Here is an 18,469-nt window from a genome sequence, read left to right as displayed (position 1 = left end):
GTGATGCAGCGGTTTCGGGAAATCACTCGCCGGGCTGTGGCCCGTCGTAGCCCTCGATGACGAGCAGTTCGCCGTCGGAGGACGCCTGGCGGTACTTCTTCGCCTCGGCGTACTCCGGTGAGTGGTACGCCGCCAGGGCAGCCTCATAGCTGGGGTATTCGACGACCACGTTGCGGTCGCGTGCCTCGCCCTCGACCGCCTCGAAGGTGCCGCCGCGCACGAGCAGACGCCCGCCGTACTTCGCGTACACCGCACCGTTGCGGTCGGTGTACTGGGTGTAACCGTCCGGGTCGTGCACCGAGATGTGTGCGATCCAGTAACCCTTGCTCATCGAACTGTCCCTTCGTTGTCGGTACGGGGCCCGAGCAGGACGACGCCGTCCGGCTCGATGACGACGTCTCCACCAGCGTCCATGGAGGTCTCGAACGCAGCCACGATGTGCTGGTCGTTGTCGATGCGCGCCGGTTCGCCACCGAGGTTCGCGACGACCCGGTGCTCACCTCGGTGCACGATCAGCAGATCGTCCGAGCGCTCGATGCGCGACGATTCCGGTGACGGGTTGTGCAGGTCGGCAACCTCGCGGCGCAGCGAGATCAGCGTACGGTACCAGTCCAGCAGCGCGCGATGGGTCGGCTCGTCGAGCTCCTGCCACTGCAACACCGACGCGTCCCGCGTGGACCTCGCCTGCGGGTCGGGCACCTCGTCGCTCCAGCCGTGATCGGCGAACTCCTTGCGGCGTCCTTCTGAGACTGCTGTAGCCAGGTCGGACTCCTCGTGATCGGTGAAGTACGCCCACTTGGTCGAAGCGCCCCACTCCTCACCCATGAACAGCATCGGTGTGTACGGCGAGGTGAGCATCAATGCGGCACCGATCGCCAGACGGCCGGGGGAGACCAGGTGAGAGAGGCGGTCGCCGGTGGCCCGGTTGCCCACCTGGTCGTGGGTCTGCAGCGACACCACGAAACGATCGCCGGGAGTGCTCGCCCCGTCGATCGGACGGCCGTGGTGGCGCTGCCGGAAACTGCTCCAGGTGCCGTCGTGGAAGAACGGCGTGCGGGCGATCTTGGTGATCGCTTCGGGGTCGGCGAAGTCGGCGTAGTAGCCCTGCGTCTCGCCGGTGAGCAGCACGTGCCAGGTGTGGTGGACGTCGTCGGCCCACTGCGCGTGCAAGCCCTGTCCGCCCTCGCCACCCGGCGCTCGGTCGGTGACCGTCGCCGGGTCGTTTCGGTCGGACTCGGCGATCAGGAGCAGCGGCCGACCGAGCACGTCGGACAGCGAATCCGTCTGTGCCGCAAGCTCTTCCAGGAAATGCACGGCGCGATCGTCGATCAGGGCGTGCACCGCGTCCAGGCGCAGCGCGTCGAGGTGGAAATCGCGGAACCACATTGTGGCGTTGTCGATGAGGTAGCGGCGGACCTCGTCGCTCTGTGGCCCGTCGAGGTTGACCGCCCAGCCCCACGGTGTGTGGTGACGGTCGGTGAAGTACGGGCCGAAGACCGGAAGGTAGTTGCCGCTCGGGCCGAGGTGGTTGTAGACGACGTCGAGGCACACCCCGAGGCCCTTGCTGTGGGCGGCGTCGACGAACCGCTGCAGCGCTGCGGGACCGCCGTAGGCCTGGTGGACGGCGTACGGGCTGACGCCGTCGTAACCCCAGCCACGCTCGCCCGGGAACGCGGCGACCGGCATCAACTCGATCAGGTTGACGCCGAGATCGACCAGGTGGTCGAGACGCTCGATGGCAGCGTCCAGCGTGCCCTCGTCGGTAAAGGTGCCGACGTGCAGTTCGTAGATGACCGCGTCATTGCGTTGGATGCCCTCCCACCCCTCGTCGGTCCACCGGTGCCGGGCGAGGTCGACCACCTCGGAACGGGCGTGGGGTCCGTCGGGCTGCGACAGCGACCGCGGGTCGGGACGCTCGTCGGCGCCGTCGACCCGGTAGGCGTATCGCGATCCCGGGCCGCCGGGGGCGTCGACCTGCCACCATCCGTCGTCCGCCGGGTGCATCGGTACGGACGTGTCGTCGACGCACAGCTCGACCTCGTTCTGCGCCAACGGTGCCCAGACACGGAAGGTGTGATTTCCCGGACTCACAGCGGTGTTCTCCTTGGTCGTCATGAGGCGGCGAGCTCCAGCAGCGCCACCGGCATCGTGGTGAAGAGGTCGGCACAACGCACGTGGCGGCCGCCGTCGTACAGGCGCCCGGACAGCAGGTCGGTCCAGGTGCCCTCCGGCAGTTCGACGGTGGCGTCGGCCCAACCGCCCTCGAGAGCGAGCCGACTCGGGGTGCGGGTGGCCAGAACGGCGACGGCGGCGGGCTGCTCGCGGCGCAGCACGCCGGACACCAGGCCGGGTGCGTAGTTACGCACGAACCCGAGCAGGTGCGGGCTGTCGGACTCGATCGGGGTGTACCCGCCGGAGTCACCGAAGACCTCGGGGTGCCGCTGGCGGGTCAGCAGCGCGCTCTGCACGACGAACTGCTTCTCGGAATCGAGATCAGGAGTCTCGTGGGTGCCGAGAGTCTGCGCACGCTCGGAGTATTCGACTGGACGCCGGTTGTCCGGGTCGACGAGCGACAGGTTGACGTACTCCGTGCCCTGATAGGTGTCGGGCACGCCGGGCAGCATCAGCTGAATCAGCTTGGTGCCCAACGTGATCGCCCGGATGGACTCCGCCAGATCGGCTTCGATCCGGGTGCTGAGCGCGGAATGTCCGGCGTCGTCGCGCAGGCGCTCGGCGAACGCGATCACCCGTGCCTCGTACTCGGCGTCTCCGTCGACCCAGGCGGTGTGTTCCTTACCCTCGCGCAAGGCCTTCTCCAGATAACCGGTCAGCCGCTCGTCGTCGATCTCGCCGACGCCGAAGAGGGTCTGCCACACCAGGTGAGCCGTCGGTCCGTCGATGTGACCCTGCGCGAGTGCGGCCGCGGACGCGGACAGTTCCTGCCACGCAGACGGCTCGCCGGCGACCGCGAGAATCCGGGCTCGGACGTCCTCGCTGCGCTTGGTGTCGTGGGTCGACAGGCTGGTCATGGTGCGCGGCCAGTTCCGCTGCTGGTAGACGGCCCACTGGTGCAGCAGGTCGGGGCTGGCGCCGGCGACCAGCGTGGGGTCGGAGCCGACCTCGTTGAGTGCAACGAGGCGGTGGTAGCGGTAGAAGGTGGTGTCCTCGATGCCCTTGGCCATCACCGGGCCCCAGGTCTGCTGCAGGCGAATGGCGAAATCCGTTGCGGATTCGTCGTCGTCGGCGAGCAACGTCACTGGGATGAGGGACTCGATCTCGTGCTGGAGTTGCGGACGCGCCTCGACCGCGGCCGTGAAGGCCTCCCGCAGTCGCGCCCGGGCGGCCGGCGTCAGACGCTGATCGGGCTGCACGTATGCGCGGTACACCTCACCGGCGACGAGCAGCTCCACGACCGCCTCGCGCAACCGCTCCGGGTCGAGATCGGGCAGCGCCTCGCGGGCGCGACGGGTCAGTCGGTCGACCTCCGGCGCGAGCGCATGCGTGACGATCCAGCGCTTGGAGTCCTGGACGATCGCGTGGAAGTCGGGATTGCCGCCCGCCGCGATCCAGGTTTCGTCCAGCACGTCGGCGCTCGCGGAATCCGTGAACGCGGCCTGCACGACCCGTAGTGCGTCGTACCCGGTGGTGCCGGCGCACTTCCAGTCCGTCGGCAGGCGCTCGTCACCCTCCAGGATCTTCTCGGTCCAGATCGGGGTGTCCTTCTTGCATGCGGACGTCAGGCGTTCCAGGTAGCCGGACGGGTCGGCGAGGCCGTCCGGGTGGTCGATCCGGAACCCGTCGATGAGGCCTTCGTGGTGCAGGCGCACCAGCAGCTCATGGGTGGCGTCGAAGACCTCGGGCAGTTCGACCCGGACCGCGATGAGTCCGTCGACCTCGAAGAACCGGCGGTAGTTGAGCACCTCGTCCTTTTCGCGCCAGGACGCCAGGCGGTAGTGCTGCCGGTCCAGCACCTGGGCGACGTCGCCCTCCTCGGTGCCGAGGGCGACCGGCCAGACGTGCTCGTAGTAGCGCAGCACCGGTTCGCCGCTGTCGAAGGTGTCGAGGGTGAGTTCGCCGGCCTCGAGCACTTCAGCGAGTGACCGGCCGAGCACGGGCAGGCCGATGCGCCCGCCGCCCACCTTCCAGTCGATGTCGAACCACTGCTCGGTGGACGCGTCCCGCCCGTCCCGCAGCACCTCCCACAACGGACGGTTCAGGTACTCCGGGGCGACGAACGCCATGTGGTTGGGGACCACGTCGACGACGATGCCGAGGCCGAGCGCGTGTGTCTTCTCGGCGAGTTCGCGGAAACCGTCCTCGCCGCCGAGCTCGGGGTTGATCCGCGTGTGGTCGACGACGTCGTACCCGTGCATGGAGCCGGGGACGGCGGTCAGGATCGGGGAGAGGTACAGGTGTGAGATGCCGAGTTCGGCGAGGTAGGGCACCTGCTGCGCCGCGTCCGCGAAGGTGAATCCGGAGTGCAACTGCAGGCGGTAGGTGCTGGTGAAGGGCATGGCTCCCATCTTGCCCACCCATGGCGTCCGGACGGGCGTTGCGGGGTGGCGATGCACATCACGCGGGCCGAGCAAGGAGACGAGCAAGCAGGTGAGCAAGCAGGTGAGCAAAGAGAACGGGGCGCGTCACCCGTGGTGACGCGCCCCGACATGCGCTGGATCGTGGTGCAGCCCTACTGTTGCTCGCCGCCCTGGCCGTCCTGGCCGGCGCCCTGGTCGCCACCACCGAACTGGTCACGTGCGAAGTCCTGGCCCTTGTCGACGTGCTCGGCGTGCTGGCCGCCGGTCTTGTCGTCGACGAAGTCGCCGCCCTTTTCGATGGCCTGGTCGACCTTGTCGCTGTGCTGGCCGCCGAGGTCCTTGGCCTTGTCGCCGAGGCCGCCCAAGTTGTCGCCGAGACCCATCACAATCAACTCCTTGTTGTCGGTTGGTTCGTGCCAGGTGACCCTCGTCGGGAGCACCTGACAACCAGGGAACCACTCCGGTCAGCGTGGGTGGGGCTTGACGGTCGACAGAAATCTGTGGGCCCTCCGGGGCTCGAACCCGGAACCAATGGATTAAAAGTCCACTGCTCTGCCAATTGAGCTAAAGGCCCTCGCTCGCGTGGCGAGCGGAGGTCAGCCTACCTACCGCACAGCGGACCCGAAAACCGGCGGAGCGAACCGGCGATTCGGAAGGCCGAGCGAGTGTTGGCAGGATGGTCGCTGATGACCACCACCTCGCCGTCGAAGGCATCCGACCTCACCGCGCGCATCCCTGAGGGTCCCGACTCCGATGCGCTCTACGAGGCGTTCGCCGCGTGGGCCACGGACGGTGGGTTGTCGCTCTACCCGCACCAGGAAGAGTCGATCATGGAGATCCTCTCCGGGGCGAACGTGATCCTGGCGACGCCGACCGGCTCGGGAAAGTCGATGGTCGCGACGGCGGCGAGTTTCGTCGCGATGGCCGAGGACCGCGTGAGCTTCTACACGGCTCCGATCAAGGCGCTGGTGTCGGAGAAGTTCTTCGCCCTCTGCGAGATTTTCGGCGCCGACAACGTCGGCATGCTCACCGGCGACGCGTCGGTCAACGCCGACGCCCCGATCATCTGCTGCACCGCCGAGATCCTCGCGAATATCGCTCTGCGCGAAGGCAGTTCGGCGGACGTCGGCATGGTGATCATGGACGAGTTCCACTTCTACTCCGATCCGGATCGCGGTTGGGCGTGGCAGGTACCCCTGCTGGAACTCCCGCAGGCCCAGTTCGTGCTGATGTCGGCGACTCTCGGCGATGTCAGCTTCTTCGCGCAGGACCTCACCCGCCGCACGGGTAGACCGACTGCGGTCGTCGCGAACGCCGAGCGCCCGGTGCCGTTGTCGTTCGAGTGGGCGATGACCCCGCTGCACGAGACGCTGGAGGAACTGCTCACCACGCACCAGGCGCCGGTGTACGTCGTCCACTTCACCCAGGCCGCCGCGCTGGAACGAGCGCAATCACTGCTCTCGCTCAAGATCCTCACCGCCGACGAGCGGGCGCAGATCGGTGAGTTCATCGGTGGGTTCCGGTTCTCGGCCGGCTTCGGCAAGCAACTGAACAAGCTGATCCGGCACGGCATCGGGGTGCACCACGCCGGCATGCTGCCCAAGTACCGCCGGTTGGTCGAGACCCTTGCCCAGCGTGGACTGCTCAAGGTCATCTGCGGCACCGACACCCTGGGCGTCGGAATCAACGTCCCCATCCGGACGGTGGTCTTCACGGGGCTCACCAAGTTCGACGGCACCAAGCAGCGGCTGCTCAAGTCGCGCGAGTTCCATCAGATCGCCGGTCGCGCGGGTCGGGCCGGGTTCGACTCCAGCGGAACCGTAGTCGTCCAGGCGCCCGACCATCAGATCGAGAACGCCCGCGCGCTGGCCAAGGCGGGTGACGACCCGAAGAAGCAGCGCAAGGTGCAGCGCAAGAAGCCGCCCGAGGGCTTCATCAACTACACCGAGGAGACCTTCGACAAACTGGTCGGTTCAGCCCCGGAGGCGCTGCAGTCCCGCATGCGGGTCACACACTCTATGATCCTGAATGTCGTTGCGCGCGAGGGGGATCCGTACGCAGCGATCAGCCGTCTGCTGCGCGAGAACCACGAGGACGAGCGTCGTCAGCGGCGACTGTCGAAAAGGGCCATCGCCCTCTACCGGGAGCTTCTCGCAGCCGGAGTCGTGCGCCGACTGGACGCACCGCTGGACGACGGTCGTCAGGTCGAACTCACCGCGGACCTGCACGAGAGCTTCGCCCTCAACCAACCACTGTCACCGTTCGCACTCGCGGTGCTGGATGTGTTCGACCCGGAGTCACCCACCTACGCACTCGACGTCGTGTCTGTCGTGGAGGCGATTCTCGAGGACCCCTTCCCGGTCCTGCGGGCCCAGCAGTACCGGGCACGCGGCGAGGCCGTCGCCCAGATGAAGGCCGACGGAATCGAGTACGAGGAACGGATGGAACTGCTGGAGGAGGTCACCTGGCCCAAGCCGCTGGAGGAACTGCTCACGGCCGCCTTCGAGGCCTACCGCAGGAACCAGCCGTGGGTGCCGCAGGAGGCGCTCTCGCCGAAGTCCGTCGTCCGGGAGATGTACGAGAACGCCTGGAGCTTCGGCGAATTGGTACGCCAATACGAGTTGTCCCGCTCCGAGGGGGTCGTGCTGCGCTATCTCACCGACGTCTACCGCACGATGCGTCAACTGCTGCCGGACACCCGCAAGAACGAGGAGATCGACGACATCGTCGAGTGGTTGGGGGAGTCGATCCGCCAGACGGACTCCAGCCTCATCGACGAGTGGGAAGCGCTCACCAACCCCACGCAACTGCTCACCGCGCAGGTGATCCCGCCGACGCCGCGCGGTGTCACCCGCAACGAACGGGCCTTCCGGGTGCAGATCCGCAATGCGATGTTCCGGCGCCTCCAACTCGCGTCGATCCGCCGCGTCGATCGGTTGGCCGCGCTCGACCGTGCGGCGAGCGAGTCGACCGACCCGCCCACGCAGATCGTGATGGATGAGGCCGCGTGGTCGCAGGACCTTTCGCACTACTTCGACGATCACGACGAGATGGTGCTGACCCCTGACGCACGGGGTCCACAGTTGTTGCGCATCGAGCAGCAGGCCGACCTGTGGCGGGTCCGTCAGGTCGTGCTCGACCCCGATGGTGACCTGGACTGGGGCATCGATGCCGAGGTGCCGTTGGCAGCGTCCGATGAGGCGGGGGAGCCGGTCATCGTCGTGCTCGGTCTCAACCGCATGGACGCGTAGCCTGGAGCGATGTCCGACGAGCAGCGTCGCCCCCGGCGTCCCCAACCGATGTCCCCGGAACAGATCGAGTCGCACGTCGGCAGCTTCGACCCGGCGCGGGCCAGCGAGATCGCGCACGAATCCGCCGCGATTCTGGTGCGCACCGGCCGCGCGGACGATGACCCGGCCTTGACGGCGCGACTGGTGAACCTGGTCGGCGAACTCGGGCTGTCGACGGTTGCCGACCTGTGGTCGAGGCAGCCGGCAGTGAGTCTTCCCGGTGCCCTGTGGCGCTTGTACGCCTTGCGTGAGTGGATCGTCCGGGACGCTGCGGGGGCGTCCGCCGACTTCGCCGAGGGCAGGTTGCGCGCCGACGTGCCCGCGGCCATCGCCGGCTCGGCCGAGCCCCCGTCACCGGATGCCATGCTGGCTCTCGGTGACGCGATTCTGACCGGCGTCTATCGCGGCGAACTCGACACCGCGCTCGAGCGTGCCGCTGCGTTCTGCGAGGTCGTCGCGACCGGTCGAGCACACCGCGCGGACTTCAGCGACGGCTACGACGACGAGGCGGCACGCACCCAGACCGTGTCCGCCTCCGCCATGCGAGGTACGGCGTCGGACCTGCGGCGAGCAGCGGCCGCCTGGCGGTCAGGCACATTACATTGAGCTCAGTGCATCACGGCGTTATGAGGACGGTCACAGTCCCTATTGGACGGTTGTCCTACTTCGGGGGTGGGGGATACCGTTCCGGCCGTGGGTAAGAACAAATGGACCTCGGTCAAGCTGCGCCTCAAGCCGCCGATCGGGGGTCACAAGAAGCTGACCGTCGAGGTCAAGGAAAAGCACCTGACCGAGGACGTCGGCAGCTTCACCTTCGGGCTCTGCAAGAGCTGCGACTGGCGCGGCCCAGGGCGTCGATCCCGTGAAAAGGCCCGCGACGACGTCTCCCATCACCACGACAAGTGCGACGGCAAGGGCAAGACCGTCGTGGCCGAAGGTCAGCTCAAGAAGTAGCTCGTCACGATCACCCGGTCAGGGGAACAAACCCCGGTCGGGGCGGGTTAGGCTCTTACGTGTTCGGGCGGCGGCAGCCCCGGGTCCCAAAATCAGCCGCTACGAGCGGCCACGCGCCGTGAGGCGCTCCCCGCCCGGATACGACCAAGGCCCCGCACCACTTTTCGTGGTGCGGGGCCTTGTCGCGTCGGCGAATCCCCCTGATCGCCGCCGGCGGGCTGATCGGCCCGAATCGGCCGATCAGCCGAAGCGGCCGGAGATGTAGTCCTCGGTCGCCTTGACCTTCGGGTTGTTGAAGATGGTCGTGGTGTCGTCCATCTCCACGAGCCGGCCGGGCTTCCCGGTGGCCGCGAGGTTGAAGAAGGCGGTCTTGTCCGAGACGCGCGCCGCCTGCTGCATGTTGTGGGTCACGATCACGATCGTGTAGTCCTCCTTCAACTCGTGAACCAGGTCCTCGATCGCGAGCGTGGAGATCGGGTCGAGCGCCGAACACGGCTCGTCCATCAGCAGCACCTGCGGCTGCACCGCGATCGCGCGGGCGATGCACAGACGCTGCTGCTGGCCACCGGACAGTCCCGCACCCGGCTTGTCGAGGCGGTCCTTGACCTCTTCCCAGAGGTTCGCACCGCGCAGCGCACGCTCAGTCCGCTCGGTGAGTTCCTTCTTGTTCTTCATGCCATTGAGGCGAAGGCCCGCGGTGACGTTGTCACCGATCGACATGGTGGGGAAGGGGTTCGGACGTTGGAAGACCATGCCGACCGTGCGGCGCACACCGACCGGGTCGACGCCGTTGGCGTAGAGGTCCTGGTCATCCAGTAGCACCTTGCCCTCGACGCGTCCACCGGGGATGACCTCGTGCATCCGGTTCAGCGTCCGCAGGAAGGTGGACTTACCGCAGCCGGACGGACCGATGAACGCGGTCACCGAGCGGGGCTCGACCGTCATCGTGACGTCCTCGACCGCCTTGAAGTCGCCGTAGTAGACGTTCAGGTCCTGGACGTCGATGCGCTTACCCATGTACGTGATTCCTTCTGTGACGAAAACGGCGGTCAGCTCTTCACCTTGCTCATCCGGCTGACGAGCCGGCCGAGCAGGTTGAGCACGAGGATGAGCAGGATCAGGGTGAGCGAAGCTGCCCACACGCGCTCCTGGGTGGGCAGGAGACCCATGTTGTCGCGACCGTCGTTGATCATCGTCGGCAGCGTGCCCATCAGGCCGTCGAACAGGTTGGTCGAGATCGAGCGGAAGTAGGGCGCCAGGATGATCAACGGTGCGGTCTCGCCCATGACCCGGGCGAGGCCCAGCAGGATGCCGGTGACGATGCCGGAGAACGCCGTCGGCAGCACGATCTTCACGATCGTCTTCCACTTCGGCACACCCAGGGCGTACGAGGCTTCACGCAGTTCGTTCGGGACGAGTTTGAGCATCTCCTCGGTGGAGCGGACGATCGTCGGCACCATGAGGATCGTGAGTGCGAGACAGACGGCGAACGGGATTCGGTTGAATCCGAAGGTGGTCACCCAGAGCGCGTAGATGAACAGCGCCGCGACCACCGAGGGGATGCCGGTGAGGATGTCGACCATGAAGCTGACCGCGCGGGCGAGCTTGCCGCGTCCGTACTCGACCAGGTAGACCGCGGTGAAGACACCGATCGGGACCGAGATGAGCGCGGTGACGAAGCCCTGCAGCAAGGTGCCCTGGATCGCGTGGACCGCACCGCCACCCTCGCGACGGTTGGTGATGCCCTGCTGGGAATGGGTCCACCACTGCGATTCCAGCAGCAGGGAGCCACCCTTGACGATGACGGTGGCGAGGATCCAGACCAGCGGGATCATCGCGATGACGAAGGCCAGCCACATGACCGCCTGTGCGACCTTGTCCTTGACCGCGCGTCCGGCGGACTTCGAACCGAGATCGACGTGCTGGTTCGTGGCGGTGGCAGTGTCGACGGTGCTCATTCGGTGAAGGCCTTCCGGCGCTCGATGACGATACGGGCGATCGCGTTGACCACGAAGGTGAGGATGAACAGCACCAGACCCGCTGCGATATACGCGCCGGTCTTGCTGGGGCTGTCGAACTCACCGGCATTGTTGGCGATCTTGGAGGCGAAGGTCTCGCCGCCGGCAAGCAACGAAAGGTTCCATTCCGAACCGCTGGCCAGGGCAGACACGATCAGCATGACCGCGAGGGTCTCGCCGAGGGCTCGGCCGAGTGCGAGCATCGCCGCCGAGATCACGCCCGGCTTGCCGAAGGGCAGCACGGCTGTACGGATCATCTCCCACTTGGTGGCACCGAGGGCGAGCGCGGCTTCCTTGTGGGCTGCCGGGGTCTGGGCGAACACCTCGCGGGACAGGGCGGTGACGATCGGCAGGATCATGATCGCGAGGACGATGGAGACGAACGCGATCGACGATCCGCGCGCATTGCTCGCATCTGCGAACAACGGCATCCAGCCGAAGTATGTGTTGAGGAAGTCACCAACCGGCTCGAAGTACTGGCCGACGATGTTGGCGCCCCACAGGCCGTAGACGATCGACGGCACAGCTGCGAGCAGGTCGACCAGGGACGCGGCCGGCTTCGCCAGCCACTTGGGCGCGTACTCCGTCAGGAAGAGCGCGATGGCGACGCCCAGGGGCACCGCGATCAGCATTGCCACCACCGAGGAACTCACGGTCACCCAGAGCAGACGGGCGATGCCGAAGCGCATCTCGTCAGGGTTGGAGACGTCCCAGGCCTGTGAGGTGAGGAAGTTGTCCTTGTTCTTCAGCAGCGCCGGAATCGCCTGGGCGATCAGGAAGACGCCGATCAGGGTGACGATCAGGATGATGATCAGTCCGGCGGCGGTGGCGGCTCCGCCGAAGAGCTTGTCACCCAGACGTCCGGTGTTGGCGCGATCGCCCTCGAGTGGCGTGCGGCCGTCCGGGTCGGGACTGCTGTCCGCGGCCGAGACTCCGGTAATGGAGGTCATGCGTGCTACCTAACTCGCAGATGAAGAGAAAGTGCGTATGTCGGTGGTGGGCCGGCGATCGCCGACCCACCACCGACGGTGAATCACTTGATGGCGCCGATGGCGTTCTTGACCTTGCCGGCGATCTCGCCCGGCAGCGGTGCGTAGCCGATCTCCTCGATGGCCTTCTGCGCGTCGTCCGAGGCGAAGTGGTTCAGGAACGCCTTGACGCTTGCTCCGACCTTCGCGTCCGGGTACTTCGAGCAGGCGATCTCGTAAGTGACCAGCAGGATCGGGTAGGCGCCGGCCTCCTTGGTCGCGTAGTCGAGCTTCAGCTTCAGGTCGTTGCCCTTGCCGTCGACCTTCGCGGCGGCGACGGCCTTACCGGCCGATTCGCCGGTCAGTTCGACAGCACCGGAACCGTTGTCGACCTGTGCGTACGACAGCTTGTTGTCCTTGGCTGCGCCCCACTCGACGTAGCCGATGGCTCCCTCGGTGCTCTTGACGGCGGATGCGACACCGGCGGTCTTGGCCTTGCCCTCACCCTTGCCGGACCACTTCTTGGCCGGCTCTGCGGTCCACTTGTCCTTCGCCGAGGCGGCGAGGTACTTGGTGAAGTTTTCGGTGGTGCCCGACTCGTCGGAGCGGAACATCGGCTTGATGTCGCTGTCCGGCAGCTTCGCGTCCTTGTTGAGGTCGGCGATCGCCTTGTCGTTCCACTTGGCGATCTTGCCGTTGAAGATGTCGGCCATCACGGCCGGGGTGAGGACGAGCTTGTCGACACCCGGGAGGTTGTAGGTGATGGCGATCGGGCCGGTGACCATCGGCAGGTTCCACGCCGGGGAGGCGCACGCCTTGTCGGCCTCGGTCTGCTCGATCTTGCCGTCCTTCTCCTCGGTCTTCAGCGCCGAGTCGGAGCCGGCGAAGTTGACCTGCTTGGCGATGAACTGCTTGATACCTGCACCCGAGCCGGTGCCGTTGTAGGTGACGCCGGCGTCGGCGCACTTCTCGCCGTAGGAAGCGATGACGTCCTGGATCGCGTTGTCCTGGGCGGTCGAACCCTCGGCGGTGATCTTGGTGGTGCCGCACTCGTCCTTGCCGCCCTCTGCACCGCCGGCGGCCGAGGAGGAGCTCGTGGAGCCGTTGTCCTTGGAGCTGTCGCTCGATCCGGGGGTGTTGCTGTCGCTGCCGCAAGCGGTGAGGGCAAAGGCGGCAACGAGTGCCACGCTGGCTGCGCGGCCGGAACGCGTGATCTTCACGGGGGAACCTCTCAGGTGTGACTACCAGATACGCCGGCAGATGCACCGACGATGCGAAGGTAGGCAGGGCACGTGACCGAATGACCCCCAGTCGGTGAACACACGGTGAACTGGCCACATCGAAATCCCACCGTAACCTGCGGTTCTGTTATTGACCGGGCCCTCGTGTGGCCTGAATCACAGCGTGGACCCGGACGGTTGACCAAGAAACGCCGGCGAGGTCAAGGTCGGTGGCGTTCGACGGCGACCACGCGCGCCGTGTCACCCGCCCCGGCAACGTGACACACCAGCGCCTCGCCCTTGTCCATCCCGTTCTCGGCGAGGCCGCGCAAGGTCGTGCCGGCCAGCCCACCCGGAGTGCAGTAGCCGGCGATCTGCAGCAGTATCGAAGGCAGCACCGGACGGTGTGTGCAGAAGGCAACCGGGTCGGTCCTGGCGAACGCGCGGGCGACATGTTTGACGACCTTGCGCGGGTCGTCGGCGAAGCCCTCCTCCGACAGTCCGTTCTTGAAGATCGGGTCGATATCGGCATGCTCCACATACGGCGCGACCGTGGCCGAGCAACGAACCGATGCCGAACTCAGGATGCGGGTGGGGGAGTAGGCGTCCAGCAACGCGACGAGTGTGCGGGAGCGTTCGACTCCGTCCGGGGTGAGCGGACGCTCGGAGTCCTCGCCGTCCCAGTCGACCCGGGGCACGGCGACCGCGTGCCGGACGACGACGAACGGCCAGGTGGCCAACCCGAACCGGCGCTCGGCTTCGACGATCGCTTGGAGCTGAATGGAATCGCGGGTATAGCTCAACCGTGCCAAGGCCTTGTCGACCGGCAACCATGCGACATCATCGATCTCGTTCTCGAGGGCGCCGTCACCCGCGATCGCCTCGCCGGCCCAGTACTGGACGTGCTTGAGTTCGCCCGAGCGCAAGGGGTAGCTCGCGTCCGGCAGTGGGATGCCGACGCGGGCACGCAGCCCGGTCTCCTCCTGCACCTCGCGCACTGCCGCCTCGATCCATGACTCGCCGGGATCCAGCTTGCCCTTGGGCCACGACCAGTCGTCGTACTTGGCGCGGTGGACCAGCAGCACCTGCAACGCGCCGCGGTGCCGGCGCCACAGGACCACACCGCTCGCGCCGATCGTCGCCAACGGGGCCTGTCCGTTCGTCTGGCTCAACGGCGCTGTGCCTTCGTGCGGCGACGGGCGTAGGTGGCGATGAGATCGGCCTGGACGTCGATCAGCGGGTCGCCGGACGCGTCCTTGTGGTGGCGCTCCCAGTGTCCGTCGGCCTGCAGGTGCCACGACGCGGACGTGTCTGCCATGCCGAGGGCGAGCAGTTCGCGCAGGGCCCGGACGTGCTTGGGGTCGATGACCTGCACCAGCGCCTCGACACGACGGTCGAGGTTGCGGTGCATCATGTCGGCGCTGCCGATGTAGACGGTCTCGTCGCCGCCGTCGACGGCGAACCGGAACACTCGGGAGTGCTCGAGGAAGCGACCCAGGACGGATCGCACCCGGATGTTCTCCGACATCCCGGGCACGCCCGGGCGCAGCGCACAGATGCCGCGCACCCAGACGTCGACATGAGCGCCCGCCTGCGAGGCGCGGTAGAGCGCATCGATGATCTTCTCGTCGACCATCGAGTTGACCTTGATCTGCACGGTCGCCGAGCCGCCGACGCGGGCTGCTTCGGCGACTTCCTCGATCCTCGCGATCAGGCCGGATCGGACCGAGCGCGGAGCGACCAAGAGCCGTCTGAACCGGGCGCGCGGGGCCATTCCGGAGAGTTGATTGAACAGGCGAGTGAGGTCCTCGCCGACCACGGGATCGCTGGTCAGCAGGCCGAGGTCCTCGTACAGCCGCGCGGTCTTCGGGTTGTAGTTGCCGGTGCCGACGTGGCAGTAACGACGAATCGTGTCGCCCTCCTGACGCACGACCAGACACAATTTCGCGTGCGTCTTCAGCCCGACCAGGCCGTACACGACGTGCACGCCCGCCCGCTCCAGCTTGCGGGCCCAGGAGATGTTGTTCTCCTCGTCGAACCTGGCCTTGATCTCGACGACCGCGAGCACCTGCTTGCCGGCTTCGGCCGCCTCGATGAGCGCCTGGATGATCGGGCTGTCACCGCTGGTGCGGTAGAGCGTCTGCTTGATGGCGAGCACCTGCGGGTCGACCGCCGCCTGCTCGATGAACGCCTGGACGCTGGTGGAGAACGAGTCGTACGGGTGGTGGAGCAGAATGTCGCCGCCGCGCATCTCGCCCAGGATGTCGGCCTGCGTCGAGCGCTCGACCGGGGACAGCGCCGGGTGCGCCTTTGCCACGAAGGCCGGCCAGCGCAGTTCGGTGCGGGACAGGTCGGCGACCTGTGACAGGCCGCGCAGGTCGAGCGGCTCCGACAGTCGGTAGACCTCCTTGCGGTGCACGCCGAGTTCGCGGACCAGCATCTCCAGGATGTGATCGTCCATGTCGTCGGCGACCTCGAGTCGCACCGGCGGGCCGAACCGGCGCCGGGTGAGCTCCTTCTCCAGCGCGGTGAGGAGGTTCTCGGCGTCGTCCTCCTCGACCTCGAGGTCCTCGTTGCGGGTGACGCGGAAGGTGAAGTGTTCGGCGACCTGCATGCCGGGAAACAGCTCGCCGAGGTTCTTGGCGATGACGTCCTCGATCGACACGAAGCGGTCCTCGTACAACTCGTCGCTGGTCTCGTCGGCCGGCAGGTGGATCAGCCGGGGGAGCACCGAGGGCACCTTCACCCGGGCGAAGTGCTCGCGTCCGGTCTTCGGATTCACCAGCAGCACAGCGAGGTTCAGCGACAGGCCGGAGATATAGGGGAACGGGTGCGCCGGGTCGACTGCCAGCGGAGTGAGCACCGGGTAGATGCGTTCCTGGAAGTAGGTGTCGACGTGCGCGAGTTCGGGCTCGGTCAGCTGGTCCGGCCGCAGGATGCTGATGCCTTCGTCCAGCAGCGCCGTTCGGATCACCTCGTGGAAGGCGAAAGCATGCTGATCCATCAACTCGTGGGCGGCCTGCGAGATCGCGTCGAGCACCTCGCGCGGCTCCAACCCGGAGGCCGAACGCACCGCGATACCAGCGGCGATCCGTCGCTTCAGCCCGGCGACGCGCACCATGAAGAACTCGTCGAGGTTACTGGCGAAGATCGTCAAGAACCGGACCCGCTCCAGCAGTGGCACCTCGGGGTCGTTGGCGAGCTCGAGCACGCGCTCGTTGAACTGCAGCCAGGAGACCTCGCGGTCCAGGAAGCGGTCGTCGGGCAACTCACCGGTGGCGTCGTCGGCGCCGGTCTCGGCCGAGCGGATGAACCGTCCGTTCGAGCCACGGGCACGTTGCGCACGCTCGGCCATGCGGGCGAGCGCGACGTCGCTGGCGGCCGGTGCGTGCGCATCTGTCTCGGCAGTCCCCGCCGGCGTGCTCTGCGCGGCCTGCTCGGCGTCGTGCTCCGTCTTCTGCTCCACCGTGTCCATGGCGCCCATGGTGTCAGGCCTGTCCGGGCCAGGCGTACATGACGTCCTGCGCAGACCGCTCGAATCCGCGACGGCGGTAGGTGGCGATCGCCGGCTCGTTGTCGCCCTCGACGTACAACTCGATCTCCCGAACTGCCTTGTCCCGCAGGTGTGCCAACCCGATCGAGGTGACGTAACCGCCGAGGCCGCGCCCCTGGAACTCGGGGTCGACGGCCACCACGTACACCTCGCCGACGCCACTCGACTGCTCGGCGATCTTGGTCCAGTGGCTGGCCGCGAGCCGGCCGGTCGCGTCGTCGAAGACCAACAGCAGGCCGGACGGGTCGAACCACGGCTCCGCCATGCGCGCCTGCAGGTCGGGCAAGGTCATCCGTCCCTGCTCGGGGTGGTGCGCGAACGCGCGTGCGTTGACCGCGAGCCAGTCCTCCTCATCACCGGTCCGGAAGGAGCGGGCCGAAAAACCTTCGGGCACAACAGGATCGGTGATGCTGTCGTCGACCGGACGGGACATCACCCACAGGTCGCGGACGACCTGCATCCCTCGGTGTCTCGCGGTCTCCTGCGCGGCCGGAACATCACCGTGCGCCCATACCCGAACCTGCGGATTCTGGTTACGGACGAACTCCAGGAAGCGACTCGCGTGGCCGTGGCGGCGGGCGTGGGGATGGACCACGATCTCGGCCCAGGCGGTGCCGTCATCCTCCAGCCGCAGGTGGGAGTAGGCGTCCAGGCCGCCCGCTCCCTGTACGTAGCCGTGCAGGTCCTGATCGGACGCAGGGGCGTCAAGGGCGAGGAAGGTGGCCTCCGACAGCGGGGCGACGCCGTCGACGGCTTGGGCAGCGTCGGCAAGGGTCACGACGTCGGAAAGTGCTGGACGGTCCATGCTCCGATTCCACCACGTCCGGGTCAGAGCGGTCAGGTGTCGGCGTGCTCGCTCTGATCGATCTCGGAGGTCTTCTCGTCACTGCCGCGCGCCTCGCGCGGCCCGGCGAATCGATACCCGACGTTACGGACCGTCCCGATGAACGACTCGTTCTCCGGTCCGAGCTTGGCGCGCAGGCGACGCACGTGCACGTCGACTGTGCGGGTGCCCCCGAAGTAGTCGTATCCCCACACCTCCTGCAGCAACTGCGCGCGGGTGAACACGCGTCCCGGGTGGGCCGCCAACTGCTTCAGCAGCTCGAACTCCTTGTAAGTGAGATCGAGCATGGTGCGTCCGACGCGCACCGAGTACGCCTGTTCGTCGATGACCAGGTCGCCGACCACGATCTTGGTGAGGTTCTCGTCCTCCTGCTCGGGTCGGCTCGACGTTGCCAGACGCAGACGTGCCTCAACTTCGGCCGGACCTGCACTGTCGAGCAGCACGTCGTCGAGTTGCCAGTCGGCGTTGACCGCGGCCAGCCCGCCTTCGGTGAAGATACCGAGGACGGGATCGGTCGAGCCGGCTCCGCGCAGAAACCTGGCCATCGTCCGGGCCCCGACCAGATCGCGGCGAGCATCGAGCAGCACGACGTCACTCGGGGGTGGGTCGACCAGTACGTCGGTCACCGCGGGCAGGATCCGGACCCGGTGACCCAGCAGGGCCAAAGCCGGCAGCACCTCGATGCTCGCCCCGCGGGCGTCGGTGAGCAGCAGCAGGTTGGCCATGACAGACCAGAGTAGGTTCGAAGCGGCTTCGCGTCAGTAACCTGCGTCACTTCGGGCGCACTTTCGTCGGGGTGCCGGTGCGACACCAGGAGTAGCCGACCTCGGGCCGTACGCTGGGTTCATGCCGACGATGCGTTATTGGGCCGGTGCCAAGGCCACGGCCGGGGTGGAGACCGAAGCGGTCGAGGCCGCCACCGTCGCCCAGGCCCTCGAACTCGTGATCCAGCAGCGTCCGGCGCTCGCCTCCGTCGTCCCGCACTGCGCGTTGCTCGTCGACGGTCGCCGGGTGGAGGCCTCCCATGAGGTCGGGCCGTCCGACGTCATCGAGGTGTTGCCGCCCTTCGCCGGCGGATGACACGCAG

Annotated in this window: 16 protein-coding genes and 1 tRNA gene; 4 read left to right on the top strand and 13 right to left on the bottom strand. The window is 67.1% G+C overall.

Features of this window, described 5'->3' with window-relative positions; all coding sequences use genetic code 11:
* Positions 1 to 22: 22 nt before the first annotated feature.
* The 5 genes from FB459_RS16665 to FB459_RS16645 all read right to left on the bottom strand — a co-directional run bounded on the left by FB459_RS16665 (position 23) and on the right by FB459_RS16645 (position 5,109).
* A complete protein-coding gene (locus FB459_RS16665) occupies positions 23 to 331 on the bottom strand; it encodes a DUF1330 domain-containing protein (protein ID WP_141929285.1) in 309 nt (102 codons plus the stop codon).
* Positions 328 to 2,115: a malto-oligosyltrehalose trehalohydrolase gene (gene treZ / locus FB459_RS16660; protein WP_141929284.1), complete on the bottom strand. Its 1,788-nt coding sequence runs from the start codon at positions 2,113 to 2,115 to the stop codon at positions 328 to 330. Before treZ ends, FB459_RS16665 begins: the two co-directional genes overlap by 4 nt.
* Positions 2,112 to 4,514 carry a malto-oligosyltrehalose synthase gene (gene treY, locus FB459_RS16655; RefSeq protein WP_141929283.1) on the bottom strand — a complete coding sequence of 801 codons (2,403 nt, stop codon included), beginning with the start codon at positions 4,512 to 4,514 and terminating at the stop codon, positions 2,112 to 2,114. Before treY ends, treZ begins: the two co-directional genes overlap by 4 nt.
* Before the next feature lie 173 nt (positions 4,515 to 4,687).
* On the bottom strand, positions 4,688 to 4,918 hold the full coding sequence (locus FB459_RS16650; protein WP_141929594.1) for an antitoxin: 231 nt from the start codon (positions 4,916 to 4,918) through the stop codon (positions 4,688 to 4,690).
* Between the two features lie 118 nt (positions 4,919 to 5,036).
* Positions 5,037 to 5,109 (bottom strand) — tRNA-Lys (locus tag FB459_RS16645).
* Positions 5,110 to 5,221: 112 nt separating this feature from the next.
* Here FB459_RS16645 and FB459_RS16640 point away from each other — a divergent pair.
* The 3 genes from FB459_RS16640 (at position 5,222) to FB459_RS16630 (ending at position 8,779) form a co-directional block, all read left to right on the top strand.
* Entirely contained in the window at positions 5,222 to 7,786 is a 2,565-nt protein-coding gene (locus FB459_RS16640) for a DEAD/DEAH box helicase (RefSeq protein WP_141929282.1), read from the top strand.
* 9 nt (positions 7,787 to 7,795) lie between these two features.
* On the top strand, positions 7,796 to 8,431 hold the full coding sequence (locus FB459_RS16635; RefSeq protein WP_129624627.1) for a hypothetical protein: 636 nt from the start codon (positions 7,796 to 7,798) through the stop codon (positions 8,429 to 8,431).
* 87 nt (positions 8,432 to 8,518) lie between these two features.
* The gene (locus tag FB459_RS16630; RefSeq protein ID WP_211345219.1) at positions 8,519 to 8,779 is read left to right on the top strand and encodes a hypothetical protein; all 261 of its coding nucleotides are present in this window, start codon (positions 8,519 to 8,521) and stop codon (positions 8,777 to 8,779) included.
* Between the two features lie 240 nt (positions 8,780 to 9,019).
* On the opposite strand, the gene pstB is transcribed toward FB459_RS16630, so the two are convergent.
* From pstB to FB459_RS16590, 8 genes are all read right to left on the bottom strand, one after another.
* A complete protein-coding gene (pstB, locus tag FB459_RS16625) occupies positions 9,020 to 9,796 on the bottom strand; it encodes a phosphate ABC transporter ATP-binding protein PstB (protein WP_141929281.1) in 777 nt (258 codons plus the stop codon).
* A 32-nt stretch (positions 9,797 to 9,828) separates the two neighbouring features.
* Positions 9,829 to 10,737, bottom strand: coding sequence for a phosphate ABC transporter permease PstA (gene pstA, locus FB459_RS16620; RefSeq protein ID WP_141929280.1), 909 nt, complete (start codon positions 10,735 to 10,737; stop codon positions 9,829 to 9,831).
* Entirely contained in the window at positions 10,734 to 11,747 is a 1,014-nt protein-coding gene (gene pstC / locus FB459_RS16615; RefSeq protein ID WP_141929279.1) for a phosphate ABC transporter permease subunit PstC, read from the bottom strand. The genes pstA and pstC overlap by 4 nt, the downstream gene beginning before the upstream one ends.
* An 83-nt stretch (positions 11,748 to 11,830) precedes the next feature.
* Entirely contained in the window at positions 11,831 to 12,985 is a 1,155-nt protein-coding gene (gene pstS, locus FB459_RS16610) for a phosphate ABC transporter substrate-binding protein PstS (protein ID WP_141929278.1), read from the bottom strand.
* Between the two features lie 221 nt (positions 12,986 to 13,206).
* Positions 13,207 to 14,157, bottom strand: a complete 951-nt coding sequence (locus tag FB459_RS16605) for an NUDIX hydrolase (protein WP_170221981.1) — start codon at positions 14,155 to 14,157, stop codon at positions 13,207 to 13,209.
* Positions 14,154 to 16,469, bottom strand: coding sequence for an RNA degradosome polyphosphate kinase (locus FB459_RS16600; protein ID WP_141929277.1), 2,316 nt, complete (start codon positions 16,467 to 16,469; stop codon positions 14,154 to 14,156). The genes FB459_RS16605 and FB459_RS16600 overlap by 4 nt, the downstream gene beginning before the upstream one ends.
* 4 nt (positions 16,470 to 16,473) lie before the next feature.
* Positions 16,474 to 17,343, bottom strand: coding sequence for a mycothiol synthase (gene mshD / locus FB459_RS16595; protein WP_141929276.1), 870 nt, complete (start codon positions 17,341 to 17,343; stop codon positions 16,474 to 16,476).
* Between the two features lie 32 nt (positions 17,344 to 17,375).
* Entirely contained in the window at positions 17,376 to 18,107 is a 732-nt protein-coding gene (locus FB459_RS16590; protein ID WP_141929275.1) for a response regulator transcription factor, read from the bottom strand.
* A gap of 121 nt (positions 18,108 to 18,228) precedes the next feature.
* Here FB459_RS16590 and FB459_RS16585 point away from each other — a divergent pair, with 121 nt between their 5' ends.
* The gene (locus tag FB459_RS16585) at positions 18,229 to 18,462 is read left to right on the top strand and encodes a MoaD/ThiS family protein (protein ID WP_141929274.1); all 234 of its coding nucleotides are present in this window, start codon (positions 18,229 to 18,231) and stop codon (positions 18,460 to 18,462) included.
* The last annotated feature ends 7 nt before the right edge of the window (positions 18,463 to 18,469 follow it).

The organism is Yimella lutea (genome assembly GCF_006715095.1).
GTDB lineage: Bacteria > Actinomycetota > Actinomycetes > Actinomycetales > Dermatophilaceae > Yimella > Yimella lutea.
Note: the sequence above shows the minus strand (reverse complement) of the source record. Positions and strands in the feature narration are given on the sequence as shown.